Source organism: Octadecabacter algicola (genome assembly GCF_021532625.1).
In the GTDB taxonomy this organism is placed as follows: domain Bacteria; phylum Pseudomonadota; class Alphaproteobacteria; order Rhodobacterales; family Rhodobacteraceae; genus Octadecabacter; species Octadecabacter algicola.
In genome coordinates, this window is record NZ_JAKGAR010000003.1 from 217,804 (window position 1) to 244,199 (window position 26,396).

Below are 26,396 nucleotides of genomic sequence, written 5' to 3' on the forward strand. Positions count from 1 at the left end.
GTAATCCCCTTGGGTTAGCTGCCCAGCTTGCGGGCTTTCTTTATCAACATATCGCGTTTGGTGCGGCTTAGGTGATCGAAATACATCTTACCGTTTAAGTGATCGATTTGATGCTGAACGCTGGTGGCCCAGAGACCCACGAAATCTTTCGTTTCGACCTCACCCTGTTCGTTCATGAATTCGACGGTAACGGCACGCGGACGTTTGATCGTCGCAGACGCACCCGGCACATTTGGCGACGCTTCTTCATGGGCACGCAGTTCTTGAGACGCATGAAGAACTTTCGGGTTCGCCATCCGGACCGATTGGCCGCGCTTGTCGGAGGCATCGACCACCGCCAATTGCAGCGGAATACCCAGTTGCGGTGCAGCAAGCCCGACGCCGGGCATGGAATCCATGGCTTCGATCATTTCTACCCAGATCGCACGAATTTCGTCTGTTACTACATCAACTTCGGCTGCTGGCGTGCGAAGGACTTTGGCAGGGTACGGGACAAACGGTCTATGAGACATAGGCGGCTTCCAATTCGGTACGAGCATCTGGCGTCTGGTGATCGAATATCACCGTGCCGTTAAGATGATCAAATTCGTGCTGGATACAACGTGCAAGCATTCCGTCGAACCACGCCGTTTCCGTCTGGCCGTCGCGGTTGGTCCAGCGCAATTGGACACGGTCAGGGCGGCTAACGGGCATGGGCAAGTCGGGTATCGAAAGGCACTGTTCATCCATATCGATGATGGCTTCGCTCGTGCTCAGCACGTCTGGGTTAACAAAGACTCGTGGATCACGTGGGCCTTCTTTCCACGTCACATCAACGACGAAAACACGTTTCAACGCGCCAATCTGCGGCGCGGCTAGTCCACGTCCATTTGCTGCGTACATCGTATCGAAAAGGTCATCGATCAACGCTCCAGTACTAAGATCATGCACATCAACGGCCGCACAGACCTGTGACAATACGGCGTCCGGCCAAAGACGGACGTTACGCGTTACCACGTGCGATCTCGCGTTTCAGTTTTTGCATCTTGCGGGTGATCATCTGACGCTTGAGCGGTTTCAGGTAGTCGATAAACAATTTGCCGTTCAAATGATCGATTTCGTGCTGCACACAGGTCGCCCAGAGCCCGTCAAACTCTTCCTGAACTTTCTTGCCGCTAATATCCGTCCATTCGACTTTCACAATCGCGGGGCGTTCCACCTCGGCGTATTGATCAGGAATACTCAGGCATCCCTCGTCGTAGACGTTGGTTTCTTCCGAGCTTTCGATAACCGTAGGGTTGATCAGCACCATTGGTTCTGGCGTCGCGTTTTCTTCTTTGACGCAATCCATGACCAACATCCGCTTCATTATGCCCAGCTGGGGCGCGGCTAAACCAATGCCCGGCGCGTCATACATGGTCTCAAGCATATCATCGGCCAAAGCGGCCAGATCGCCGTTGAATTCAGCAACGGGCGTAGCGGTCGCTTTTAGGCGCGGGTCGGGGTGGATCAAGATGGAGCGTACTGTCATGGGACGCCATGTAAGACTTCGGCTTCAATTGCGCAACATCTCCAGCGGTTCATTCCACCATACAAGGGCTTGCACCTGCGCCACATGGCGATAGCTTGGCCAAAACAGGAGACTTCATATGGATTTTGACACCCCTATCAACCGCCGCGGAACTCATTGCATCAAATGGGATGGGATGGAGCCAATCTACGGCGTGGATGCCAACGACGGTATCGCGATGTGGGTGGCAGATATGGAGTTCAAGCCGCCTCAATGTGTGCAAGACGCCATTCAGGCCATGCACGACCACGGTATTTACGGCTATTTTGGCGATGATACCGAATACCTTGCCGCTATTCAGTGGTGGATGAAGACACGCCATAACTGGCACATCGATCCGTCTTGGATTTTCACCACCCATGGTTTGGTGAACGGAACGGGGATGTGTGTTGATGCATTCACTGCGCCCGGGGACGGGGTCGTCTTGTTCACGCCTGTCTATCACGCCTTCGCTAAGGTGATTAACGCGGCTGGCCGACAGGTTATTGAATGCCCCCTTGTGAACAACGGTGGGCGATACGAGTTCGATTTCGACGCCTATGATGCGCAAATGACCGGCAATGAGCGTATGGTTATCTTGTGTTCACCTCATAACCCAGGTGGGCGAGTCTGGACCAAGGGCGAATTGCAGGCAGTCGCCTCATTTGCGAAACGTCATGATCTGTTGCTGGTGTCGGATGAGATCCACCACGACCTGACTTTTGGTGCAAAACATACCCCGATGGCGCACATCGAAGGGATCGAGGACCGCTTGGTCACAATGACGGCGACCACAAAGACGTTCAACATCGCTGGATCCCATTCGGGCAATGTGATCATCGAAGACCCCGATCTGCGGGCCCAATTTGCGGGCCGGATGGCAGCACTAGGCCTTTCCCCGAACAGCTTTGGCCTATTCATGGCAACAGCCGCTTATTCACCTGAAGGCGCTGCATGGGTAGATGAACTTCGCAGTTACTTGGATGGCAATCGCAAGCTGTTTGATGACGCCGTCAATGCGATCCCGGGGCTAGCATCTATGCCCTTGGAATCGACCTACCTCGCTTGGGTGGATTTCAGCGGAACAGGCATGTCACGCGAGGACTTTACCCAGCGCGTTGAACGGGATGCAAGAATCGCGGCAAACCACGGCCCAACTTTTGGCGGAGGCGGCGAAAGCTTCTTACGGTTCAACTTCGCAGCGCCCCGCGCACAAGTGCAAGAGGCTGTGGATCGATTGGCCAAAGCGTTTGGCGATTTGCAGTAACTAGCGGCCCAAAAGGGCAATTGGCGCGTCTTTCTTGCGTTCAAAATCAAGCGGCGCGCCATCACTGGCCGCCGTATTGCGCTTGAACTCATAGACCATTTGTTTGCCGTCTTCTGCTGCCGCAACGATCAGGCATTGGCTGATATGACGCCCGCCATCAAAAACATCAACCAAACCACGCAGCTTTGGAGCGTCTTCCAAATCAAGCGCAAAACCTGAGTTGGTCATCCGTTCAATCCGATAGCTTTTTCCATTCACCTCAACCCGAAGACGAGTCTTTTTGGCAGCAGCTTTAGACTGAGCGGCATGAAGCTCATTCCAAATCGATTGAGGCAGTGATTCCAGCATTTTAGTCTCCATCCAGTGGCGCAAAGGATGGCGCATTTATCGTTACCGTCAAGTTAACCTTCCGCCGCGCTGCGGCATCCGCGCTATGCTTTTGCTTTGGGCCTTAGCACATGGGGTTTGGCGGCATCGTACAAAGCGGAGTCAGGGAACCCGTTATCTTGCGCGAGTGCTGGCCCCAAGAGAATCAGTGCTGTTCGGGTGATCTTTGCGTCCCGTGCTTTGGCGCGAATATCTGACAAGGTTCCACGGATGATCAATTGATCCGGCCAGCCCACGCGGTAGATCACAGCGGCAGGACAATCAGCCCCGTAATGAGGGATCAGCTGACGTTCAATTTCACGTAGCGCGCGGATGCCTAGGTGGATCGCCAGCGTTGTTCCAGTGCGGCCAAAGTTACCAAGCGTTTCCCCCGCGGGCATACCCGTCGATTTCATGGACATGCGGGTCAAGACGATAGATTGCGCCACTTCTGGCACGGTCAATTCTTGGCCCAACGCCGCAGCCGCCGCTGTATAGGCAGGAACGCCAGGGATGATTTCGTAGTCGATCCCGTCAGCCTTTAGGCGACGAATTTGTTCCGCGATGGCTCCATAAAGCGACGGATCACCAGAATGCACACGCGCAACGTCTTGGCCCTTGACGTGTGCTTTGACGATTTCAGCATGGGTTTCATCAAGGTGCATGGGAGCTGTATCCATAACCAACGCCCCCTCGGGCGCGATGGAAACCACTTGTTCGGGAACCAGTGAGCCCGCGTAAAGGCAAACGGGGCAGGCCTTGATCAAGCGCGCGGCCTTTAGAGTCAGAAGTTCAGGGTCACCCGGCCCTGCGCCGATGAAGTAAACGGTCATTTATGCAGTCTCCGGTTCGTAGGGGTCATGGCGTTTATCTGTAAGGTCGCCGTCAATCTTGCGGGCATAGCCACGCGGGGTGAACATTCGCGGCCCCTCGCCCAATTGTGCAAGGCGCGAGTTGGAGGACCCGATCAGGACGACCGTCAGCATGTCGACCTCATCCACCTCAAGCTCATCCAAACGACGATATCGGACGAGCTCCGTTGGGCGGCCAAGGTTAGACGCGAGCATCACAGGGGTATCTGCGGGGCGGTGTTGCAGCAGGATGTCACGGGCTTCGGCCAATAAGGTGCGACGGGTTTTAGAAACAGGGTTATAGAAAGCGATCACAAAGTCACCCTGTGCAGCGGCATTCAAGCGGCGGATGATGTCATCGCGCGGCGTAAGAAGGTCAGACAAGCTGATCGTGCAGAAGTCATGACCAAGGGGTGCACCAGCGCGAGCGGCCGCACCTTGTAGGGCAGACACACCGGGGGAACAGACAACTTCCACGCAACGGGCAGCATCGCTGACGCCTTCCTCGTTTTCGGCACGATCCAGAAGTTCAAACACCAAAGCACCCATCGCGTAGATGCCTGCGTCACCGGAACACACAAGGGCAACATTCTTGCCAAGTGCTGCCTGCTCCAATGCATATCGACAACGCGCTTCTTCGCCGCCAAGAGGGAAGTCTGACCGTGTCTTGCCGGCAGCCAATGGGCCGAGCAGATCAATATATAATCCGTAACCAACCAATTCTTCGGCGTCCGCAACAAGGCGAGACACTTCCGGCGTGCGCCATGCCGCCTGCCCCGGCCCGATGCCGACAACAGACAACCGCCCACGAGACCGGCCTTTTAGATCCGTGATAGGTTCATGCGCTTTGGCGATTGCACAGGTCGTCGTAGCGGTTTTGGTTTTTTCGACGTGCAACGTGGCGTCTGGCCCAGCCGCGGCGAGGGCAGCCCCTTCTGACACACCACTGGTTCCAACCTCGGCCAAGACCACATCAGACGGATTGGCGAGGCGCGGCGTTTCGGCGTTCAGCTCGTCCGCCGTGAAGACGCGGAGCGGCGCACCAAGACGCTTGGCCGCTTGAATGATTGCTGGCTCATCGGCCTTCAGGTCAATCGATGCAACGCAGGCGATGGCACCCTGCGCAATGTTGTTGCTTTGCAGGACACCCTCGATATGGGTCCACAAATCGTCTGGGTCGGCATTGCGCGCACAACCCAACCCAAGAGTGAAGTGTTGCGGGTGATATACAAGGCGCGTGTCGCTGCCTTGTTTTGGCGCATCCGTTACGCAAAGTTCGACGGCGTCTCCATCAGGCAGCTGTGCATCAAAGATCGCGTCGCCGGGCCATGTCACGCCGCCACCAGAAAGTAGTGTTGCCATGACTGATTTCGCATCTTGAGGGTTTTGGAGGCGATAGCCCAGCGGCGGTTCATCCAGCGCAACGCCCAAAGCTACGTCCCCAGCGGTCGTCACGGCTGCGGTTCCCTCTAAGGTTTCTGCGATCTGTTTAGCCAAACGGTTTGCGCCACGATGCCCGCCCAGCAGCGGGACGATCACCTTACCATCGTCGGACACCGAAATGACTGGTGGTTCGGTGGTTTTATCGTTGAGTTGTGAGGCCACACCACGGATCAGAATGCCCGATGCACAAACGCCGACTATCGGGGTCCCTGCCGCAAACAAATCACGGGTGTGATCAAGGGCGTTGGCGAAGAAAGCATCCGCAACGTCCACCCGACCCTCACGGCCATGGACAGCGCAATTCAGCGCCTTGGCGATCGCATGTGCGGTAGGTTCACCGGATTTCGACAAAGCGAGAACGACTGGAGTTAGAGCCACGGGTCGGCTCCTTTCGTGAGTAAGATCATTGAGAAATAAGGTGCTTTTTCGGGCGCTTGAGCGAGCGGGCGCACAACCTGTTCAGGTAGTGTCGCACGTTCGATATATGTGGCATTTTCCGTCAACCCGAGGTCTTCGATAACCGTGCGGATCTTTGGAAGATGACGTCCAACTTTCATGATTGCCACGGCTTCAGCGCCTGCAATTCGGTCGCGCAGTTCAGCTTCGTCCATCGGGCCGGGCAGGACGGTGAGGCGTTCATTACGCGCAACGAGCGGCTGTTCAGAAGAAGCGGCACAGGCCGTCACAGACGTTACTCCGGGAACCACACGGACCTCGAAACGATCCTTGAGGCGTGCGTGGATATACATAAACGAGCCGTAGAAAAACGGGTCGCCTTCGCATAGGCAGACAACGTCTTTGCCGTCTGACAGAGCCTCGGCAATCTGCGCAGCACCTTTGTCATAGGCGGCCTGCGCAGGGGCGCGATCAACCGTCATAGGAACATCCATCACAATTTCTGTGGCATCCTTCGAGATCATATCAGCTGCGATCGAGCGCGCAAAACTGTCAGCGCCAGCAAGGGTCGGATAGGCAATGACGTTCGCGGCCTCAATCAAGCGGGCCGCGCGCAGCGTCATCAAATCAGGTGCGCCGGGGCCAAGGCCCACACCATACAGAATTCCGGTCATCGCTTGATCAGGCTCCATTGTGTGACGGGCATCGCCGGACGCCATCCGGTGAGTTTCCCAATCGGGTCAGCGCGGTGTGTCTGGATTTTCACAAGATCGCCGCCATGGGCTTTGCGTAGTTCTATCAACAGGGCTTCGGATTCCAACGTCACTACATTTGCGACGAGTCGACCGAGAGGGCGCAGAGCGGCCCACGCAGCCTCAAACGTCTCATGCGACAAGCCACCTCCGATAAAGACAGCATCAGGTGGTGCAAGACCGTCGAGCGCAGCCGGAACTGTTCCGTCGATAATTTCCAGCTTCGGGGCACCTAAGGCGAGCGCATTTTGCGCAGCTAGTGCACGCCGATCAGCGCGAGGTTCGATGCCGACCGCGCGGGCGTAACGGGCCGCACGCATCCACTCGATGGCGACGCTCCCACAGCCTGTGCCGATGTCCCAAAGAAGTGCGCCGCGCATCGGCATGAGTTTGGCAACGGTCGCGGCGCGGACTTCTTGTTTGGTCATTGTCCCGTCAGATTGGAACAAGGCGTCTGCAAGGCCCGGGACGCGGGGCAAAAGCGCAGCATCAGGGGCAGCAACGCAGTCGATGGCCAGCGTATTGAAAGCGGGAACATCGTGAGACCAGCTATCGGCGATACCATCGAACCTTTTCTCACGGTCTCCACCCATCGCGGCAAGAACCGTCATCTTTGAGCCACCAAAGCCGCGATCCGTCAGAAACTTGGCGATCTGTGCGGGAGTTTCTGCGCCAGTCGTCAAGACTATAAGACGCTGATCAGGTTGAATGAACGCGATCATTTGCTCAACGGGGCGACCATGCACCGTCAGTGTTTCTACGTCGGCCAAAGACCACCCCATGCGGGCAGCGGCAAGTTGAAACGCGCTCAACTGCGGGTGATAGACAAGTTGGTCAGCGGGGATCGAACGGCCGATGCGCGCGCCAACCGAAAACCAAAGGGGGTCACCTGTCACCAGAACGACGGCACGACGGTTTTTCAGGGTCTCTAACGTGGAAATCATCGCATCAAAGGGCGAAGGCCAAGCAAGGCGTTCTGCGTTGGGGTTAACCGAAAGCGTGTGGTGGCGTTCGCCGCCGACAATCACATCAGCAGCCTCAACGACGGCGCGAGTGGCCGGCGTCAATCCGTCCATCCCATCTTCGCCGATGCCCACAATATGAAGCCAAGGTGCGTTAGGCATTCGAAATCTCCGGCAGACCTGCAGACAAGGCGTTGACGGCAGCGGACGCCATTGCGGAACCGCCTTTGCGCCCGCGAAGGGCGACGAAATCAACATCGCGCGGGTTGGCGGCAAGTTCAGCTTTCGATTCAGCCGCCCCGACAAAACCCACCGGGAAACCAAGGATTACAGCCGGTTTGGGGAACCCTTGGTCAATAAGATCAAGCAAGTGGAACAGCGCGGTCGGTGCATTGCCGATAGCGACAACGGCATCCTTTATATGGGGCTCCCAAAATTCCACAGCCGCTGCAGAACGTGTGTTGCCGATCTGCTTGGCATGATCTGGGGTGCGAGGGTCGTTCAGCGTGACGATGACGTCATTGTTCGCGGGCAGATACCGGCGAATGATACCCGCGCCAACCATTTCACAGTCGCACAAGATCGGCGCACCGTTTTGAAGTGCGTGATGCCCTGCAAAGGCCGCATCTGGCGAAAACGCCAGACGATCAGCGATTTCAACCATGCCGCAAGAATGAATCAAACGCGTGATAAGCGGGCGCAAGGCTTCGGGAAACCGCTCCAAGCGGGCCTCTTTTGTCACGGTCGCGAACGACTGTGCGTAGATCGCTGAAGGGTTGGTCTCATAGGGGCGCATTGTAGGCTTTCGGGCGATTACGTCTTGGCTTTACGTGCGGATTCAGGCCCATGAGGGTGGTCCGCATGCGGGTAAGCCGCGTGATGATGGTGATCGTGGTCATGGTGGTGATCATGCCCGTGATCGTGGTGGTGATGATGATGGTCATGACCAGCCGTTAGGCGACACATACCGGTACAGAAAGTGTCACACATTGTGCAGTCAGATACGTTCGAACCAGGGGCCGATGCGCCTTGGCCTTCAACGTGGTGGTGGTGGCTTTCTTGAACCGCGCCCACTTCACCCTCAAAGCCAAGAACTTGAGTGCGATATTTGCAGAGCACACAGGTTGACGGAGGGGTATCTGCAAACGCTGGGTGATTGCGTTGGTCTGGTGAGATATGACGATGCTCACCGTTGTCGAAGGCAAGAACCTGTTCACGATAACCGCAAATGCCGCAGTTGGGCGGAGGCGTCGCGTGAGTTTGCTCAATAATACGTTCCGCAAACGTTTCGAGAACTTTTGGATGATCGCCAAGGTAAGCCGCTTTGACGAATTGGGTATCGGGGTTTTCGGCGGCAACTTGGTCGGTAAAACCATAGATACGGTCGATAAGGATGCCTGAGAACAAGAAGTACGGCGCGACGATAATACGTTTGTAGCCGAGCTTGGCCGCGTGGGTCAGGCAGGGTTCAACCAACGGAAAGGTTACACCAGAATAGCCGACTTCGAGCCAACCAAAGCCGAGGCCCTCTTGGAGCATACGGGCGATTTTAGAGACGTTACCGTTAGCGTCCGGATCAGACGCACCACGACCAATAACCACGAGGCAGGTGTCGTGACGATCAACGGGGCCGTATTTGGAATCGGCAGCAGCAATCGCATCGGTAATGCGTCCAGCGGCAGCGGCAATCATTTTCGGATCAACGCCAAGTTCGCGACCGTAACTGATCTGCATGCCATGTTTAGCGGCGTAGGTATTCAGTACGGTAGGGATGTCATTTTTGGAATGCATCGCTGCGAACAGCATCCCGGGAACCGCCAGAATACGGGTGCACCCGGCGTTGCGCAGCTTGTCTAGTCCATCACGGATAACGGGATTGGCGAATTCAAGATACCCGTATTCGGTCTGCCAATCATCCGGCAGATACGCCGGAAGCTTATCAGCGAGCGTAGCAAATTCATCAACGGCGGACTGACTACGGGAGCCGTGACCGCAAATCATCACGCCCGTCTTTTCAGTGCTCATGCTGGGGCGCTTTCTTCTTCGATGTCGTCCTCGGAGGCGTCTTCTTCGGCTTGGGTATCATCAGATTTTTTGCGCGCGCCAAGGGCCGCTATGCCAACCGCAATGGCGATACCGCCCAATGCGATCCAGTGGCCATGGCCGGCAACCTCACCGATGTGGCCGATATGAGCTAACGCGGGGGATACCGCGAACGAAATGAAGAGTGCGAGGGTAAGGCGCATTGGGGTCTCCTGATGTCACAAGCCAGAGAACCGCCTAGCGGTTTGGACGATATGCCCGCGCGGTTCCCTTTTTGGGTCAACCTTTTGGGCAACAACCTCTCTGGCCCTGTTGGGCGTCGTCTTTGGCGTTGGTAACCCGCGGGCGGCGGCTCTGCAAACGGATTCGCGGCGGTGAACGGTTTGAATGCGACCTGTGCGCAGGCGCACCTTCGCTGCGCTGAAGGCGGGAATTGGTCAAATCGCACAGATGCTTTACGAGATGGGCAAGCTAAGAAGGAGCACGCTATGGGACAATTGGTTGACGGCAAATGGCATGACGTTTGGTATGATACGAAATCGACCGGTGGTGCATTTAAAAGAACCACCGCGAAGTTTCGCAATTGGATCACAGCTGACGGATCTGCTGGGCCGTCCGGTGACGGCGGTTTTCAAGCTGCATCCGGACGCTATCATTTGTACGTGTCGTATGCCTGTCCGTGGGCGCACCGAGCGTTAGTTTTCAGGGCGCTAAAGGGGCTCCAAGACCACATATCCGTAAGTGCAGTGCACCCAGACATGTTGTCGGATGGTTGGACCTTTGAAACTGACAGTCACGGAGCGACAGGTGATGATCTGTACGGGCTTACCTTTGCTCGGGATATTTACCTAAAGGCCGATCCAAAGGTCAGCGGCCGCGTCACAGTGCCGATCCTTTGGGACAAAGAACGCGAAACAATTGTGAGCAACGAAAGCTCCGAGATTATTCGCATGCTAAATTCGGCATTTAACGGGATCACCGGTAACACAGACGACTACTGGCCCGAAGATATGCGCCAAGCGATCGAGGATGTGAACGCGCGCATCTATGACACCGTCAACAACGGTGTCTACAAGTCCGGCTTTGCGACCACGCAAGAGGCGTATGACGCTGCAGTTGTGCCCCTCTTCGAAAGCCTAGACTGGCTAGAAGAACGGCTTGGCCAAGGTCGCTATTTAATGGGGGATCAAATTACGGAAGCAGATTGGCGGTTATGGACGACTCTTGTTCGGTTTGATCCGGTCTATCACTTGCATTTCAAATGCAACAAAAAGCGCATTGTAGACTACCCAAACCTTTGGGGATTCACGCGGGATTTGTATCAGGTCAAAGGCATCTCAGAGACCGTAAACATGAACCACATCGTCCGTCATTATCACTACAGTCACGACACGATTAACCCGAACCGAATTATCCCGATCAATCCTGATTTGGACTTTATGACGCCTCATGGTCGCGAAACCGTTTGATGTGATGGGTTGAAGAGACGGCAGGTTTGGGGTTGAAGTTACCGAACCAAATTAAGAGGCCGCCATGACGACTTGGATTACGATCTGCGACACCTGCAAACGCTCCGGCTGGGAAGAAACCGGCATGGAGAAGACAGACGGCGAGGCGTTGGCCGAAATGGTCGAAGCCGCCGCTGAGGGCACGAGCGATGTGCGCACGCGTCGCGTGTCCTGCACGATGGGATGTGATCGCGCCTGTAATATTACTGTACAGTCTAGCAGCAAGATCAATTATTCGCTGGGGACGTTTGAGGCCACAGCTGAGGACGCTGAAGCCATAGTTGAATATGCTGCAAAACACGCGGCATCCGAAACAGGTCAAGTGCCGTATCGCGAATGGCCGCAGGGCGTGAAGGGGCATTTCGTGTCCCGCCACCAACCGCTTCCAGATGAGTGAAAAGCGCGACCACGGGGGCGGGTTAGACGCGGCAATTGCCAAATATGGAGGCAGCCGCAGCGATTGGCTGGACCTGAGTACGGGCATAAATCCGGTGCCCTATCCTGTGGGCAATATCTATCAAGAGGCATGGACCGCATTGCCCGATCAAGGCGCAATGGATCGGTTGCTGGCGGCCGCACGCTCGTTCTGGAATGTGCCCAAAGGCGCTGAAATTGTCGCCGCAAATGGTGCGTCTGCGATTATTGCCAAGGTTCCGTATCTAACTGGGATCAGTGGTGGCGCTTACATCCCCAAACCGACCTATAATGAACATGCGGCAGCGATTGCTGCATCAACCGAATGGTTCGAGACGAGCGATCCTGACGATGCGCCGTTGCATATCTACGTTCACCCCAACAACCCCGACGGTCGCACATGGCCCGGCTCTCACATCGGTGGGCGGGCCTTAACTGTCATAGACGAAAGCTTCTGCGATATTATGCCAGAGCAGAGCCATGTTGCGCTGGCCGAGGATCAAGGGGTTCTAATCCTAAAGAGCTTCGGTAAGTTTTGGGGACTCGCGGGGTTGCGGCTCGGGTTTGCGATTGGCGCACCCAATACGCTGACTCCGGTGGACCGGATCAAAGTTCCGTTTCGAAAGGAAGAAGTTCTTCCAATGGCATCTCTGGCGGATCACTTGGGGCCGTGGGCCGTCGCCGGTCCTGCTCTGGAAATTGGTGCGCGGGCATTAGAAGACGTGGAATGGGCCGATGCGACACGGGCGCGCTTGATGGTGGATGCGGCGCGATTGGATCGCGTAATGACACAAGCTGGTGCTACAGTCGTGGGCGGCACAGATTTGTTCCGGTTATATGAAGTTTCGGACGCTGAAGCGGCACAAAAGCATCTGGCGCAAGGCCATGTGTGGTCGCGCATTTTTCCCTATTCAAAAACGTGGCTGCGGCTGGGGTTGCCAGCGCCAGATCGCTGGGCGCAGTTCGAATCCGCTGTTGAAGGGCTGGCCTGATGGCGTTGGTTCTGGCAATGGTGCTGGACGCAATTCTTGGTGAACCAAAATGGCTTTGGGACCGTTTCCCCCATCTCGCCGTGCTCATGGGCCGCTGCGTTTCGGCTCTTGATAAACGACTGAACGACCGTACCCGTGAGAAAGGTATCATAGCGGCGCTACTGCTTCTGATAGGAGCCCTAGCGCTCGGAACGTTGCTACAATCCCTTCCGGGGATCTGGATTGAAGTCATCCTAGGTGCTTTCCTGCTCGCGCAGCGGTCTTTAGTGGACCATGTGCAAGCCGTAGCGACTGCCTTGCGCGTGTCGGTCGATGACGGGCGTTCTGCGGTGGCGATGATCGTTGGCCGCGATGTGCGCGACATGGACGAACCAGCGATCGCCCGCAGCGCTATCGAAAGCGCCGCAGAAAACCTGAGCGATGGTGTGATTGCGCCCGCCTTCTGGTTTGCCGTCGCAGGGCTACCCGGTATCTTGGCCTATAAGGTCATCAACACCGCAGATAGCATGATCGGTTATCGCACTGAGAAATACGAAGCATTTGGCTGGGCCGCAGCGCGGTTAGACGATGTATTGAACTGGATTCCCGCGCGGATTACGGCCCTGCTCCTTAGGGCGATTGCACCGAACCGCCCCACATGGGCCGCGATCCGGCGTGATGCGGCGCTGCACCGCTCCCCCAACGCGGGCTGGCCCGAGGCCGCGATCGCACCTGCTCTCGGCATCTCTCTCTCTGGGCCGCGTAGCTATGAAGGTGTGATGCAGGACTTCCCTTGGGTGAACCCAGAAGGGTCAAAGGACGCGGGCGCGGATAATATCGATGGCGCTATAACAATGCTTTGGAAAGCATGGGGAATCGCACTTTTGGTCATCGCTGTGATCGCTGCCGCGCCGTTTTTGGTTTGGCTTGCCGGATCGGCGCTTGCGGCCTGAGGGGCATCCGTTAATTTGGACGAAACCTAAGGAGCCCCTATGATCCGATCCCTGACACTTGCGCTTTCCATTTTCGCCAGCGGCGCCACAGCCCAGACCTGCGGTGGCTCTTGGTCATCTTTCAAAGACGGGTTGGTTCAAGAGGCTGCGGCCCATGGCATTTCCCAGCAGCTGGCACAGGACTTTTTGGCTGGGGCACAACAAGACCAGGCGGTGTTGCAGGCAGATCGGTCTCAGGGATTTTTTCAACGCGACTTTATCGACTTTTCTAGACGGCTCATATCAAACAACCGCATTGAGAACGGCCGCGCTCAGGGACAACGTCAAGATGCAACATTCGATCGCATCGAAGCAGAATTTGGAATCCCACGTGGTGTTCTGCTAGCATTCTGGGCCTTTGAGACAGATTTCGGAGCTGTGCAAGGTGAATTCAACACGCGCAATGCACTTGTGACTCTTGCCCATGATTGTCGCCGACCCGAGCTGTTCCGCCCACAGATTTTCGCCGCAATGGAGCTTTATGCGCGGGGCGATTTTGATCCTGACCACACGACCGGCGCTTGGGCCGGAGAGATCGGCATGGTCCAAATGTTGCCGGGCGACATCATCGAAAACGGTCGCGATGGCGATGGCGATGGCCACGTCACGCTTAAGACGTCGGCACCGGATGCGTTGATGTCTGGTGCAAGCGTGCTGGCGTCGTTGGGTTGGGTCGCAGGGCAGCCGTGGCTGCAAGAGGTCACAGTACCAAGCGAAATGGATTGGTCACTCTCTGGAACAGAAGTGAAACGGTCGACCTCCGAATGGGCTGGCATGGGTGTCTCAGCCCGCAATGGATCGCTTCCAAATCTACAAGCGTCTTTGATCCTGCCAATGGGCCGTAAGGGGCCAGCGTTCCTCGCCTACCCGAACTTCGATGTCTACTTCGAGTGGAACCAGTCGTTCGTTTATGTGCTGACTGCTGCCTACTTTGGAACCCGACTGGAAGGCGCACCTGTCTACAATGCCGGCAATCCAGACACGGGTTTAAGTGGAGAACAGGTGCAACAGTTACAACGGAAACTGGAAGCGCGCGGGCACGACGTTGGCGGCGCTGACGGTATTATTGGTGCTCGCACAAGGGTCGCCATTCAGGCGGAACAACAACGGCTGGGGATGCCTGCGGATGCATGGCCAACACCGGCACTCTTGAATGCGCTTTAGGTGAAGTGGGGCGTTTGCACTACGGCCAAGGCGCCCCTGACCCAGTTGCTGGCGTTTGTGGCTTGGCATCGTGCCGCTGGCGCAGCGCATATCTGGATACATCTCGATGACGCGGATGAGGTTTCGGGCCACGTTCTAAACCAGCTCGATAATGTAACAGCGATCTTGTGTGATGACGCCTACTGGGCCGTGCTGGGCATGCGCCCCAACAAACAGGAACCCCGCCAAAGCTACAATATGCAACGCATTTACGCTGAGGCCGCCTTGCCTATAATCGCGCACGTAGACGTTGATGAATACCTTTTTTGCACACGACCGATTGGCGACGTTCTGGAGGAATGGGATGACGATTTTCCATTCATGAGGGTTGCACCTGCGGAAGCTTTGAACGACCCCTCATTGCCGGATGATATCTTCACCGCGCGGCAGTTTCGATTGCCCTTTCCCAACGGAATGCCTGCCGAAACACGTATGGACGTGCTTGGCGATTACACCGCGTTGCTGAAAAAGAATATGCTGAGCCACAAGGTCGGTAAAAGTTTCTTCAAGACTGGAATAAAAGGGCTGATCCCAAAAATTCACGCAGGTTCCTTCGGGAAGAAAGAACCGCCACTGCATGTGCCCGTGAACCCAGAAATCGTCGTCTTACATTTTCACGCACAAGACAAAGCTGCGTGGCTGGACGCACTCCCGCACCGCACTGTGAACGGTGCCTACCGGTTCAACGAGCCTTTGGCAGCATTTCTTGAAGAAGCAACCGGCGCAGAAATTGATGCTTTTTATGCAGCAACACAGGTGGCGACGCCTCAACTCGTTTCAGCATTGGCGAAGCATGGATTGCTAGTCGAGGCTGAGCTGCGGTTACGCGAAAAAGTTGAGGCGTTGTTTTAGGACACACATTTTATGAAAGGGACCCAGACACCTCAAACAAAGAGCCTAAGAACGCTGCACAAATATCTCTTTGGGGTCTTCGTATTTAGCATCGCCGTTGTCGGCCTTGAGGTCTTGCCGTTGATGGTTACTCGGCAAACCGAAATCGTAACGATCACCGAAATCGGTGCGGCGCGGGAATGCCGAAGCCGCCGAAGTTGGAAAGTACTCCCGAAGTTCAGGTCAGAGCAGCCAAGTTTCGATCTCACGTATTGCGGCCTAATCAGGTCTGATTACGGGAGCTTTGAATTACCAGAGAGCCGTGTGATATCGTTATTTGGGGCATCGCGGGAGGCGCTTTTTGACAGCCTGACCGTAGGATGTCGTTTTGAGGTCACCGTCGCAGGCCCCGGGCTCGAACTTCGAGAGAACGGCCCCGCATCCAACCGCAACCGAACCCTTGTTAGAGCGCGCCCAATTGAAGAGTGCCTAGGTTAGGCAACCAGCGTTGTAGCGGCTTTTAGATCGACGCTTACCAATTGACTGACACCCTGCTCCCCCATCGTCACACCAAACAAACGATCCATGCGGGACATTGTCACAGCGTGGTGGGTAATGATCAGGAACCGCGTATTGGTGCGGCGTGTCATTTCATCGAGCAGGTCACAGAAACGCGTCACGTTGGCATCATCCAGCGGCGCGTCGACCTCGTCCAACACACAAATCGGCGCTGGATTGGCGAGGAAGACAGCAAAGATCAGCGCCATCGCCGTCAGTGTTTGCTCGCCACCCGAAAGCAGAGACAGCGTGCTGAGCTTCTTGCCCGGAGGTTGGCACATGATTTCCAGTCCCGCTTCGAGCGGATCATCGGATTCCACCAACACTAGTTTCGCTTCGCCTCCACCAAAGAGGTGGGTGAACAACGTGCCAAAGCTTTCATTGACCTGTTCGAAAGCGGTCAAAAGACGTTCGCGGCCCTCTTTGTTGAGCGACGCAATTCCGGTACGCAAAGCGCGGATCGCTTCTTCGAGGTCGGTCTTCTCTTTCACCAGCAGGTCGTGTTCGCCCTGAACTTCTTTGGCGTCTTCTTCGGCGCGTAGATTCACTGCGCCCAGCGCGTCGCGTTGACGCTTGAGCCGATTGACATCGTTTTCTATTGCCTCGGACGCCGGCATATCCTCTGGATTGACGGCCAACTGCTCCAGAAGGTTTTCTGGTGTGGTTTCTTGCGCTTCCTGAATGCGTTCCGCAGCGTAGTCCACGGTTTCCTTAGCCGCATCTGCGCGGGCTTCTGAACGGGCGCGGGCCTCACGGGCCTCGGACGCGAGGCGTTCAGCATCGCGTTCGGCCATCGTTGCATCACGCAGGGCGCTTTCGGCTTCAGCAAGCTTATCGGCAGAACCTTTGCGGCGTGTCTCGGCCTCATCAATGGCGTCAGCCAACTCTTCACGCTTTGCCGCGATCTCGGCGGGGGCCGACGTCGCGTCTTTCAATTCGGCTTCGGTTTCGTCCTTGCGCTCCTGCAATTCAGCGGATCGTTTGTTCGCGGTCTCCAAGCGATGCTTCCAGCCGCTGACTTCTTTGGTAATTTCTTGCGCGCGTTTTGTTCGGGCTTCGCCGGTGCGGCGCACTTCGTCATAGCTCGACCGTTTTGACATCATCGTCATACGGGCCGCTTCGACGGTCATCTTGATGTCTTCGACTTGGTGGCGAGCTTCATCTAAGTTCCCAAGGGACCGCAGGCTACCTTCTGCCTCGGTCAGAGCTTTACGGGCGCTCATGGCTTCTTCTTCGTGTCGCGTCACCGCGAGACCGCTGGATTCCAGCTTGCCGTCCGCCAAATTGCGATCGGCTTCTGCACGGGACAAGGCGCGATTTGCGTCGGCGACAGCGCCATCGGCGGCGCGCCGGGCTTCGCGGGCGGCTTTGTCTGCTTGGGCCAACTCAGCCAGTCGCGTTGTTAGCATTTCATGGGCTTGGCGCATCCCATCCGCCTTAGCGGTCGCATCGTTGAGGTCTTTCTTGAGCCCCTCGAGGCGGTTGAGTTGCTGCAGGCGCAACGCAGCAGCAGACGGTGCGTCTTCGGCAGCGGCGCGGAACCCGTCCCAACGCCAAAGATCACCCTCGATGCTGACAAGTCGTTGCCCGGGCGCGAGGTCCTTTTGCAGACGCGGGCCGTCTGCGGCATCCACAAGACCCACCTGCCCCATACGGCGGATCAAGACTTCGGGCACAGAAACATAATTGGTCAACGCCTTGACGCCGGACGGCAAAGATTGCGGCTGTGCGTAGTCAGGCAACGGGACCCAGCCAGACCCCATATCTGGCGTGACAGCGGGGGCCTTCAGATCATCCGACAGCGCAGCACCAAGGGCCTTTTCATAACCGCCCTGTACACGCAACTGATCAAGGATTTGCGACCCTTCGGAACTGTCACGGTCTACCAGCTTTGCGAGCGCAGCAGTTTCCGCACGCAATGCGTTTGCTTCGCCTTCGGCCTCAGAGCGATGCGCACGTGCATCGGCCTCGCGGGACTGGGTATCAGCGCGCGCCGCCTCGGCTTCGGCCAAAACGGTTTCTGCTTTCTCGGCAGTTGCACGTGCCTGATGCTCCGCCGCCTGGGCCAGTTCAAAATCTGTCGCGGCTTTTGCCAGTGCCGCAGTTGCATCCGCCTTGGCCGCAATCGCACGCGCGGCCTCTGCTTCGTTCTTTTCCAAAGTTTTGCGGTAGTCGTCAATAAGGCGCTGTGCAGATTGATGGCGCGCGGCAAGGCGCGCCACATCTTCTGTTAGCTGCGCAAGGTCCGCTTCGCGATCTGCCAAAATCTGCGCCCCGTCCGTAGAGGCAACGCGGGCTTCTTCCAACACCGCATCATGACCTTCGCCAGCTTTGGCGATTTCTCCGGCTTCCCATTCAAGGCGATCAATTGTTTCGCCAGCGTCTTTGTTCAATTCGGCTTCGCGGGCCATGTCTTTGGCCAGCTGTTCGATACGATTTGTCAACGTCTCGATGGTTTGTTTTGCACGAGCTTCTTGGTCGGCCAAAGTGTCGCGTTGCACGTGAAGGCGCTGCAGCACAGCGGCGGCGATTGCTTCTTCTTCGCGCAAGGCGGGTAGCGCGTCTTCGGCCCCTTGTCGCACTTTGGCCGATTGGCGTGCGGCAGTCTCGGCGCTTGCTGCATCTGTGGTGCGTTGGCGCAACTGGTCGGCCGCAGCTGCGCGGGCTTCGTCGGCTTCTTTCCAACGACGATACAAAAGCAGGCCTTCGGATTGGCGCAACTCTTCACCGATGGAACGATACCGCGCAGCTTGGCGCGCTTGCCGGGCAAGTTGCCCCAACTGGCTGGCAAGCTGTTCAATTACATCATCAACGCGGGCGAGATTCTGTTCAGAACCTTTGAGCTTCAGCTCCGCCTCATGGCGACGTTGATAAAGCCCCGAGATGCCTGCCGCTTCTTCCAGAATTCGGCGACGCGCCTTGGGCTTGGAATTGATGAGCTCCGCAATTTGACCTTGCCGAACCAATGCCGGTGAATGAGCCCCCGTCGATGCATCGGCAAAGAGCATTTGAACATCGCGCGCACGCACGTCTTTGGTGCCGACTTTATATGCGGACCCCACATCGCGGGTAATGCGGCGCACAATTTCCAAGTTGTCGCTGTCGTTGAACGCAGCAGGTGCAAGGCGTTCCCCATTATCGATGTGCAAAGAAACTTCAGCAAAATTACGAGCCGGACGGGTCGACGCACCGGCAAAGATGACATCTTCCATGCCGCCACCACGCATGGCCTTCGGGCGGTTTTCGCCCATAACCCAACGCAGCGCTTCGAGCAGATTGGACTTGCCGCACCCATTTGGCCCTACGACACCAGTCAGGCCGTCCTGAATAATCAGGTCGGTTGGGTCTACGAAACTTTTAAAGCCGTTCAGGCGAAGGCGGGAAAACCGCATTTGGGCTGCTCTTTTTGATTCTTTGTCTGGCATGCAGTTTGAATGCCCCACGTCGCTCGAGTCAACGAACGCACACTGGATGTGGGTGAATTGGCGGATTTATCCACAAGATATTGGCCGACACAGTGCGCTTTGGGCATAAATCACGACCACGAAACTGGTGCATAGCGTCGCAATCGGCATCTCAGTGCCGGAATCAGCCTTGACCGATCTTCTGCGCCATCGCACAACGGTTGGGCATGGTTCATTGCGCCAAGGCTAAGCCGAAGCGCGGAATCAAATGGGAATGTGGTGCGCACCGATCCAATTAGGAGGAGCAAAACCACAGCCGCCCCCGCGACTGTAAGCGGTGAGTGTTCGTCCATACCACTGAGGAAACTCGGGAAGGGGACGAGGTTCACATTGACCCGCGAGCCAGGAAACCTGCCATGCAAAATGTAACCCGTCGTCGGGGATGACGACCGTATAGGGACTGAGACATGAAAAAGAATATCCTTGCCGCATTGGCACTAACTGCGACTGCTACTCCGGCTTTGGCGCACCATCCATTGGGCGGCTTGCCCATGGAAACATTTGCACACGGGCTGATGTCCGGCGTGGGTCACCCAGTTTTGGGTTTTGACCACCTCTTCTTTGTCGTTGCTGTTGGCATCTTGGCATTGTTTACCGCTCACCGTTTCTTGGCACCGGCGGCCTATGTCGGCGCGATGCTGGTTGGTTGTGGTCTTATGTATGCAGGCGTTGCAATGCCTGCCGCTGAATTGGTGATCGTCGCTTCTTTGGTGGTTGCCGGTGGTTTGCTTGCGTCTGGTCGCGGCGTAGCCCCTACAGCAATCGTGGCTTTGTTCGCAGTCTTCGGTTTGTTCCACGGCTCGGCATTTGGCGGTTCCATTGCTGGCCAAGAAGGCGGCGTTGGCGGTGCAGTTCTTATCGGCTACTTGATCGGCCTTGGTGCGATCCAATACGCGATTGCGCTGTTTGCCGGTTGGGCCGCGAGCAAAGCAGGTTCGGTTTCTCCCGCGTCTGTTAATGCCCGTCTTGTTGGCGCTGCAATCGCCGGTGTTGGTCTATTCCTTGGCTTGGAAGTCATCGAAGGCCCAATCGTTGCGCTTCTGTCCGCAGCCTAAGACCTTAATTCTACGAATTTCTGGCGGTCCTTCAGGGGCCGCCATTTCGCATGCAAAACCCTGAGGATATCCCATGGCTGCCAAAATCCCCGCAACCGTTGTCACCGGCTTCTTGGGAGCCGGAAAAACAACGCTGATCCGTCACATGCTTGAAAACGCCAACGGTAAACGTATTGCTTTGATCATCAATGAATTCGGCGATCTGGGCGTAGATGGTGACATCCTGAAAGGCTGCGGCATTGAGACCTGCACCGAAGAGGATGTTGTTGAGCTGTCTAATGGCTGCATCTGCTGCACAGTCGCAGATGATTTCATCCCGACGATGGAGCAACTGTTGGGACGGGATAACCCACCAGACCACATCGTAATTGAAACCAGCGGGTTGGCTTTGCCTCAGCCGTTGGTGCGGGCGTTCAATTGGCCCGGTATTTCCACAAAGGTCACGGTAGACGGTGTTGTCACTGTGGTTGACGGCAAAGCCGTAAGCGCGGGACAGTTTGCCCATAACGTTGCCGCCGTCGATGCACAGCGCAAGCAAGACGAGAACTTGGACCACGAAACGCCGCTAGCTGAGCTGTTTGAAGATCAGATTGCTTGCGCAGATATGATTGTGGTGAACAAAGCCGACCTACTGGCCGAAGGTGAGGCAGATCACTTACGGGCTGTGCTTAAATCCGAAGCCCGCAAAGGCGTTCAGGTCGTCACAGCCACAATGGGTGCCCTGCCCGTGAATGTCCTGCTTGGTCAAGGCGTCGGCGCCGAGGCTGACTTGGATGCCCGCCACGAGGTCCACCATCATCACCACGATCACGACGACGATCATCATCACGATGACGACCATGATCACAGTCATGAACACAGCCATGGCCACGATGAGTTCGAAAGCTTCGTCGTTGAACTGGGCGAGATTGAAGACGCAACTGCGTTTGCCGAAAAGGTCGCCGATGTTATCCGCGCACATGATATTTTGCGCCTCAAAGGGTTCGCTGCAATTCAAGGCAAGCCGATGCGACTGACGTTGCAGGCTGTTGGGCCTCGCGTGGACACCTATTTTGACCGCCCATTTGGCATGGCGCCACGGTTGACGCGGCTCGTCGTGATTGGTCAGGCTGGGCTAGACATGGCTAAGATCGAAGCCGCGCTTAAGGCATGATTGTCGTCGAGGCAGGTCACCCCAAGGACACAGCCCCAGCCGCTCTGCTGGCCCAAAGCCATGCCTTGATGAATGCGATGTTTCCAGCGGGCGCGTGTCACTACCTCGACCTTGATGCCCTCTGCGCCGAAAATATCAGGTTCTTTGTCGCCCGCGAAGGAGATGCCATCTTGGGCACGGGGGCCTTGGCCATTCAGGATGGCTACGGTGAAGTGAAATCCATGTTCACCGACGAAATGGGGCGCGGCAAAGGTATCGCCGCCGCAGTATTGCGGATGGTCGAAGACACCGCACGCGAAGAGGGTCTAACAATCCTGCGTTTGGAAACCGGCACGGGGCTAGATGCTGCGCACCGGCTCTACGACCGGTTCGGCTTTAAGAAATGCGGGCCCTTTGGCTCCTACGAAGACAGCGATTATAGCGTCTTCATGGAAAAATCGCTCGAGGACGAGGCGTGAACCTACTTTTTGTTCTTTTCAGCGTTCTCTTTCATCCGCGCCAACAATTCGGCCTTGGACGGACGCTGTCCGAACGGTGTCTTCTTAGTGCCATACGCGTTGTGCTCAGAGTGGCGAGGTTGGCCCTTGGCGGGCTTAGGAGCGCCTGCAGCTTTATAGTCCATGGGAAGTCTCCTGTTTTGAAGGCGTTTAACTGATGCATTTGTTGGCGGCAACTCCTGGGGCAATTGACGACGGGAAAGAACCTGTCGATCTAGGACAATCGCCTGCAGATGTGGTCGTCATTTCTGCTGCGGACACCGAGCTGGCCGCCCTATCTGCCGCACGGGGTGAGCTGACGGATGCACCAAGCCTTCGCTTGGCAAGCATGATGCACTTGATACATCCGCTCTCGGTAGATTTGCATCTGGATCAATGCGCGACCAAGTCGCGGCTGGTTATCGCCCGTTGCCTTGGTGGTGTCGGTTACTGGAAGTACGGGGTCGAGCAGTATGCCGCGCGGCTCCGTGAGGCGGGCGTGCCGTTGGCCTTACTACCAGGTGATGACAAACCCGACGCCGAGTTGCGCAGCCTATCGACTGTCACGGATGAGGATTACGATGCTCTGTGGTCCTATTTGGTAGAAGGCGGCCCCGAAAACTCGACGAATTTCCTGAGCTACGCCAAGTCTATGCTCGATGGGGGGCAAACGCCCGAGCCCGCTCGGCCCCTACTAAAGGCTGGCGTCTATTGGCCCGGTGCAGGGATCAGCGATCTGGCGACCGCTCAGGCTGCGTGGACCAAAGACGCGCCGGTTGTTCCAATCGTGTTCTATCGTGCGCTGGTTCAGGGTGCAGGCCTTAACCCGATCAACCGGTTGGTGAAATCCCTGTTGCGTTCAGGATTAAACCCTCTGCCCGTCTTTGTGGCCTCCTTAAAAGACCCGCTCTCACAAGCGACGCTTGAAGGTTTGTTTCTGGATGCCCCGCCGAGCGTTATCCTGAACTGCACAAGTTTTGCCGTTGGCTCGCCTCATGCGGGGGATACTTCATCTTTGAATCCCCTGGCAGCGCCCTTTGCCAACAAGGCTGTGGTGTTTCAGGTCGTGTTGGCTGCATCTTCTGAACAAGCTTGGGCAGATGGGCTTACCGGTCTGAGCGCGCGCGATATCGCGATGAACGTGGCACTCCCGGAAGTCGACGGGCGCGTCCTGTCCCGCGCGATCAGCTTTAAGGGGGAGGCTTATTTTGATGAGGCCACCGAATGCCCAATCGCAACTTACCGCGCCGTCGGGGATCGCGTGCAGTGGGTCACTGATTTAGCCGCGTCCTGGGCGAACCTGCGAAACACTGAAGCACGGGATAAAAAGGTCGCTTTGGTTTTGGCGAACTATCCAAACAAAGACGGCCGTCTTGCCAATGGGGTTGGGCTGGACACCCCAGCGGCCACAGTTCACGCACTGGAGCTGCTAGCCGGTGAGGGGTACGATGTAACTCCACCGGAAGACGCGAAAGCCTTGATGGACGCCATGATGGCGGGTCCGACGAACTGGCTAACTGATCGTGCGGATCGTGAAGGCGGTGAGGTTTTGGCGCTTGAGATATATCGCGCGTATTTCGATGCCCTGCCTTGGTCTGTCAAACAAGACATGACCGACCGCTGGGGTACACCCGAAGATGACCCGTTCCTGCGCGACGACGGGTTCGCCTTATCTATTCATCGGTTCGGCAATGCTGTCGTCGGGTTGCAACCTGCACGTGGCTATAACATCGACCCGACAGATACCTACCATTCGCCAGACCTTGTGCCGCCGCATAACTACCTCGCGTTCTATTTTTGGCTACGTCATCACTGGGGGGCAGACGCGATTGTCCACATGGGCAAGCACGGCAATCTTGAATGGTTGCCTGGCAAAGCAACAGCATTGAGCGAGACCTGCTGGCCAGAGGTCGTGCTTGGCCCAACACCGCATATCTATCCATTTATCGTCAATGACCCCGGTGAAGGCACGCAAGCCAAACGGCGCGCAGCAGCTGTCATTATCGACCATTTGACACCGCCACTAACTCGCGCAGAAAGCTACGGCCCGCTTCGCGATCTAGAGGCGTTGGTAGACGAGTACTACGAGGCAGCGGGCGTTGACCCACGCCGGATCGAGCTGTTGCGCAAGGAAATCCTGTCGCTGTCCGATGTGACTGGCCTCGCAAAGGACGCGGGATTTCTGGGGGATGAAGAGGGCGATCTGGCCAAACTAGACGCGTATCTTTGTGAGTTGAAAGAAACACAAATTCGCGACGGGTTGCATGTTTTCGGACAGTCGCCCGATGGAACTTTGGAGCGCGACTTGGCGATTGCACTGGCCCGTGTGCCGCGCGGCGACGGTACAGGCCGAGACGCGTCGCTGTTGCGCGCGTTGGCAACAGACTTAGAATTGTCATTTGATCCATTGGATTGCGACATGGCCGCGACCGCCACCGAAAAACCAAACGTTTTGACTGCGCTGTCCGACGATGGTTGGCGCTCGTTGGGGGATACGGTTGAGAGGCTTGAACTCTTTTCGCAAGCCTTACTCGATGGATCCGTTCAAGCAACGGGCGAAAAATCCCAATCTGTATTGTCGGAAATTCAAAGCAAGATCATACCTGTCGTGCGAGCATGCGGCCCGAACGAAGGAGCGGGGCTCCTCAGCGCCCTAAAAGGACACTTCGTCGCCCCAGCGCCATCCGGCGCGCCGACACGTGGACGATTGGATGTTCTGCCGACAGGTGGGAATTTCTATTCTGTCGATTCCCGTGCTGTTCCGACGCCAACCGCTTGGGCGCTTGGCTGGAAGTCCGCGAACCTGCTGATCGAGAAACATTTGCAAGACCATGGCAATTGGCCTCGTGCGATGTTGGTGACCGCTTGGGGTACAGCAAACATGCGCACCGGTGGTGATGACATCGCTCAGGCTATGGCGCTGATGGGCGTAAAGCCGAAGTGGGATGCTGCCAATCGCCGCGTAACGGGATTTGAGATTCTACCCGAAGGCGTTCTGGGTCGGCCCCGCGTTGATGTGACATTGCGAATTAGCGGCTTTTTCCGTGATGCGTTCCCACAATTGATCGCCTTGTTTGATAGCGCAGCTAAAGCAGTTCAGGCTTTAGATGAAAGCGCCGATCAGAATCCGGCGGCTGCTCGTTCTCGGGCGGGCGAAACACAGGCACGGGTCTATGGCTCGAAACCGGGAGCCTATGGCGCTGGTCTTCAGGCGATGATTGATGAACGGCTCTGGGCGGACCGCAAAGACCTTGCCGATGCCTATCTCGAGTGGGGTGGATATGCGTACGGGGCTGGCATCGAAGGCGCGAAGGACCGCGACGGATTTGAGGCTCGTCTTGGACAGGTCGAAGCCATCGTACAAAACCAAGACAACCGCGAACATGACGTGCTCGACAGTGACGATTACTACCAGTTTGAGGGTGGGGCTGCGGCGGCGGTTGCCACGCTGCAAGGCCAAGACCGTCCGATCTATCATAACGACCATTCGCGCCCCGAACGACCTGTTATTCGCACTTTGGATGATGAAATTGGCCGTGTTGTTCGATCCCGTGTCGTCAATCCAAAGTGGATCGATGGCGTCAAACGGCACGGGTACAAAGGTGCCTTCGAGATAGCGGCAACGGTTGATTATTTGTTTGCGTTTGCAGCCACGACCGGTGCCGTTCAAAACCACCATTTCGACCTCGTAGAAGAGGCGTTTTTGGCAGATGACGAAACGCGAGAATTCATCGCCGAGCACAATGCGCCTGCCCTGACCGAAATTGCTCTTCGATTGAAAGAAGCAATTGATCGCGGTCTATGGACCCCGCGTAGTAATTCCGCTCGGGCACGGATTGCTGGATTGCTGGAATAACGGCTTGATGGTGAAGGGGTGGTGAAACCTAAATCCCGGCTGCCAATGCAGCAACACCGAGGTACGATAAAAACAACACTATTGAAAACACACGCATCTACCAACCCCTTCAAAATCATCATCGCTGAAAACCATTTGTAATTTCAGGGGAAAAACTGGCGTTTTGATGCTCAACTTTAGGATGACGGTGGCTGCGTGAGCTATCGCGCCTCGCTTACAGCCACTGCCCTTAGGTAAGCTGCGTTTCACAAGAAAACACATTCAATTCTTGACATATATCAAGGCCACCACCGCACCGGCTCGATAC

The 26,396-nt window shown here is 56.4% G+C and carries 24 protein-coding genes and 1 riboswitch; of the genes, 11 read left to right on the forward strand and 13 right to left on the reverse strand.

Features of this window, described 5'->3' with window-relative positions; translation table 11 throughout:
- Positions 1–14 precede the first annotated feature (14 nt).
- Genes def (L0666_RS12230) through def (L0666_RS12240) form a run of 3 tightly spaced genes read right to left on the reverse strand, consistent with a single transcriptional unit; the run spans position 15 to position 1,510 of the window.
- A complete protein-coding gene (gene def, locus L0666_RS12230; protein WP_235261647.1) occupies positions 15–512 on the reverse strand; it encodes a peptide deformylase in 498 nt (165 codons plus the stop codon).
- Positions 502–996, reverse strand: coding sequence for a peptide deformylase (gene def, locus L0666_RS12235; protein ID WP_235261648.1), 495 nt, complete (start codon positions 994–996; stop codon positions 502–504). Before def (L0666_RS12235) ends, def (L0666_RS12230) begins: the two co-directional genes overlap by 11 nt.
- On the reverse strand, positions 983–1,510 hold the full coding sequence (def, locus tag L0666_RS12240; RefSeq protein WP_235261649.1) for a peptide deformylase: 528 nt from the start codon (positions 1,508–1,510) through the stop codon (positions 983–985). Before def (L0666_RS12240) ends, def (L0666_RS12235) begins: the two co-directional genes overlap by 14 nt.
- Before the next feature lie 118 nt (positions 1,511–1,628).
- Here def (L0666_RS12240) and L0666_RS12245 point away from each other — a divergent pair, with 118 nt between their 5' ends.
- Positions 1,629–2,795, forward strand: a complete 1,167-nt coding sequence (locus tag L0666_RS12245; RefSeq protein WP_235261650.1) for a MalY/PatB family protein — start codon at positions 1,629–1,631, stop codon at positions 2,793–2,795.
- On the opposite strand, the gene L0666_RS12250 is transcribed toward L0666_RS12245, so the two are convergent.
- The 8 genes from L0666_RS12250 to L0666_RS12285 form a co-directional block, all read right to left on the reverse strand.
- Positions 2,796–3,143 (reverse strand): hypothetical protein, encoded by a 348-nt coding sequence (locus L0666_RS12250; RefSeq protein ID WP_235261651.1) that lies wholly within the window; start codon positions 3,141–3,143, stop codon positions 2,796–2,798.
- An 83-nt stretch (positions 3,144–3,226) separates the two neighbouring features.
- A complete protein-coding gene (gene cobM / locus L0666_RS12255; RefSeq protein WP_235261652.1) occupies positions 3,227–3,994 on the reverse strand; it encodes a precorrin-4 C(11)-methyltransferase in 768 nt (255 codons plus the stop codon).
- Positions 3,995–5,833, reverse strand: coding sequence for a precorrin-3B C(17)-methyltransferase (cobJ, locus tag L0666_RS12260; protein ID WP_235261653.1), 1,839 nt, complete (start codon positions 5,831–5,833; stop codon positions 3,995–3,997).
- Positions 5,824–6,525: a precorrin-2 C(20)-methyltransferase gene (gene cobI / locus L0666_RS12265; protein ID WP_235261654.1), complete on the reverse strand. Its 702-nt coding sequence runs from the start codon at positions 6,523–6,525 to the stop codon at positions 5,824–5,826. The genes cobJ and cobI overlap by 10 nt, the downstream gene beginning before the upstream one ends.
- Positions 6,522–7,727 carry a precorrin-6y C5,15-methyltransferase (decarboxylating) subunit CbiE gene (cbiE, locus tag L0666_RS12270; RefSeq protein ID WP_235261655.1) on the reverse strand — a complete coding sequence of 402 codons (1,206 nt, stop codon included), beginning with the start codon at positions 7,725–7,727 and terminating at the stop codon, positions 6,522–6,524. Before cbiE ends, cobI begins: the two co-directional genes overlap by 4 nt.
- The gene (locus L0666_RS12275; protein WP_235261656.1) at positions 7,720–8,361 is read right to left on the reverse strand and encodes a precorrin-8X methylmutase; all 642 of its coding nucleotides are present in this window, start codon (positions 8,359–8,361) and stop codon (positions 7,720–7,722) included. Before L0666_RS12275 ends, cbiE begins: the two co-directional genes overlap by 8 nt.
- A 17-nt stretch (positions 8,362–8,378) precedes the next feature.
- On the reverse strand, positions 8,379–9,590 hold the full coding sequence (locus L0666_RS12280) for a sirohydrochlorin chelatase (RefSeq protein WP_235261657.1): 1,212 nt from the start codon (positions 9,588–9,590) through the stop codon (positions 8,379–8,381).
- A complete protein-coding gene (locus L0666_RS12285) occupies positions 9,587–9,811 on the reverse strand; it encodes a DUF6732 family protein (RefSeq protein ID WP_235261658.1) in 225 nt (74 codons plus the stop codon). The genes L0666_RS12280 and L0666_RS12285 overlap by 4 nt, the downstream gene beginning before the upstream one ends.
- 285 nt (positions 9,812–10,096) lie before the next feature.
- On the opposite strand from L0666_RS12285, the gene L0666_RS12290 reads away from it, so the two are divergent.
- The 6 genes from L0666_RS12290 (at position 10,097) to L0666_RS12315 (ending at position 15,548) form a co-directional block, all read left to right on the forward strand.
- Positions 10,097–11,077 carry a glutathione S-transferase family protein gene (locus tag L0666_RS12290; protein ID WP_235261659.1) on the forward strand — a complete coding sequence of 327 codons (981 nt, stop codon included), beginning with the start codon at positions 10,097–10,099 and terminating at the stop codon, positions 11,075–11,077.
- Positions 11,078–11,141: 64 nt separating this feature from the next.
- Entirely contained in the window at positions 11,142–11,513 is a 372-nt protein-coding gene (locus L0666_RS12295; protein WP_235261660.1) for a DUF1636 family protein, read from the forward strand.
- Positions 11,506–12,522: a threonine-phosphate decarboxylase gene (locus L0666_RS12300; protein ID WP_235261661.1), complete on the forward strand. Its 1,017-nt coding sequence runs from the start codon at positions 11,506–11,508 to the stop codon at positions 12,520–12,522. Before L0666_RS12295 ends, L0666_RS12300 begins: the two co-directional genes overlap by 8 nt.
- Positions 12,522–13,454 carry an adenosylcobinamide-phosphate synthase CbiB gene (gene cbiB / locus L0666_RS12305; protein ID WP_235261662.1) on the forward strand — a complete coding sequence of 311 codons (933 nt, stop codon included), beginning with the start codon at positions 12,522–12,524 and terminating at the stop codon, positions 13,452–13,454. Before L0666_RS12300 ends, cbiB begins: the two co-directional genes overlap by 1 nt.
- 39 nt (positions 13,455–13,493) lie before the next feature.
- Positions 13,494–14,657: a lytic murein transglycosylase gene (locus tag L0666_RS12310; protein ID WP_235261663.1), complete on the forward strand. Its 1,164-nt coding sequence runs from the start codon at positions 13,494–13,496 to the stop codon at positions 14,655–14,657.
- The gene (locus tag L0666_RS12315) at positions 14,658–15,548 is read left to right on the forward strand and encodes a glycosyltransferase family 2 protein (protein ID WP_235261664.1); all 891 of its coding nucleotides are present in this window, start codon (positions 14,658–14,660) and stop codon (positions 15,546–15,548) included. It abuts the gene before it with no gap.
- A 473-nt stretch (positions 15,549–16,021) separates the two neighbouring features.
- On the opposite strand, the gene smc is transcribed toward L0666_RS12315, so the two are convergent.
- Positions 16,022–19,477 carry a chromosome segregation protein SMC gene (gene smc / locus L0666_RS12320; protein WP_235261665.1) on the reverse strand — a complete coding sequence of 1,152 codons (3,456 nt, stop codon included), beginning with the start codon at positions 19,475–19,477 and terminating at the stop codon, positions 16,022–16,024.
- A 223-nt stretch (positions 19,478–19,700) separates the two neighbouring features.
- Positions 19,701–19,922, forward strand: a riboswitch (cobalamin riboswitch).
- 34 nt (positions 19,923–19,956) lie between these two features.
- On the opposite strand from smc, the gene L0666_RS12325 reads away from it, so the two are divergent.
- The 3 genes from L0666_RS12325 to L0666_RS12335 all read left to right on the forward strand — a co-directional run bounded on the left by L0666_RS12325 (position 19,957) and on the right by L0666_RS12335 (position 22,215).
- Positions 19,957–20,604: a HupE/UreJ family protein gene (locus L0666_RS12325; RefSeq protein WP_235261666.1), complete on the forward strand. Its 648-nt coding sequence runs from the start codon at positions 19,957–19,959 to the stop codon at positions 20,602–20,604.
- Between the two features lie 73 nt (positions 20,605–20,677).
- Positions 20,678–21,757 carry a cobalamin biosynthesis protein CobW gene (gene cobW / locus L0666_RS12330; protein WP_235261667.1) on the forward strand — a complete coding sequence of 360 codons (1,080 nt, stop codon included), beginning with the start codon at positions 20,678–20,680 and terminating at the stop codon, positions 21,755–21,757.
- Positions 21,754–22,215, forward strand: a complete 462-nt coding sequence (locus L0666_RS12335; RefSeq protein WP_235261668.1) for a GNAT family N-acetyltransferase — start codon at positions 21,754–21,756, stop codon at positions 22,213–22,215. The genes cobW and L0666_RS12335 overlap by 4 nt, the downstream gene beginning before the upstream one ends.
- 2 nt (positions 22,216–22,217) lie before the next feature.
- On the opposite strand, the gene L0666_RS12340 is transcribed toward L0666_RS12335, so the two are convergent.
- Positions 22,218–22,379 (reverse strand): hypothetical protein, encoded by a 162-nt coding sequence (locus L0666_RS12340; protein WP_235261669.1) that lies wholly within the window; start codon positions 22,377–22,379, stop codon positions 22,218–22,220.
- Between the two features lie 32 nt (positions 22,380–22,411).
- On the opposite strand from L0666_RS12340, the gene cobN reads away from it, so the two are divergent.
- Complete coding sequence (cobN, locus tag L0666_RS12345) at positions 22,412–26,089, forward strand: cobaltochelatase subunit CobN (protein WP_235261670.1); 3,678 nt, start codon at positions 22,412–22,414, stop codon at positions 26,087–26,089.
- Positions 26,090–26,396 lie beyond the last annotated feature (307 nt).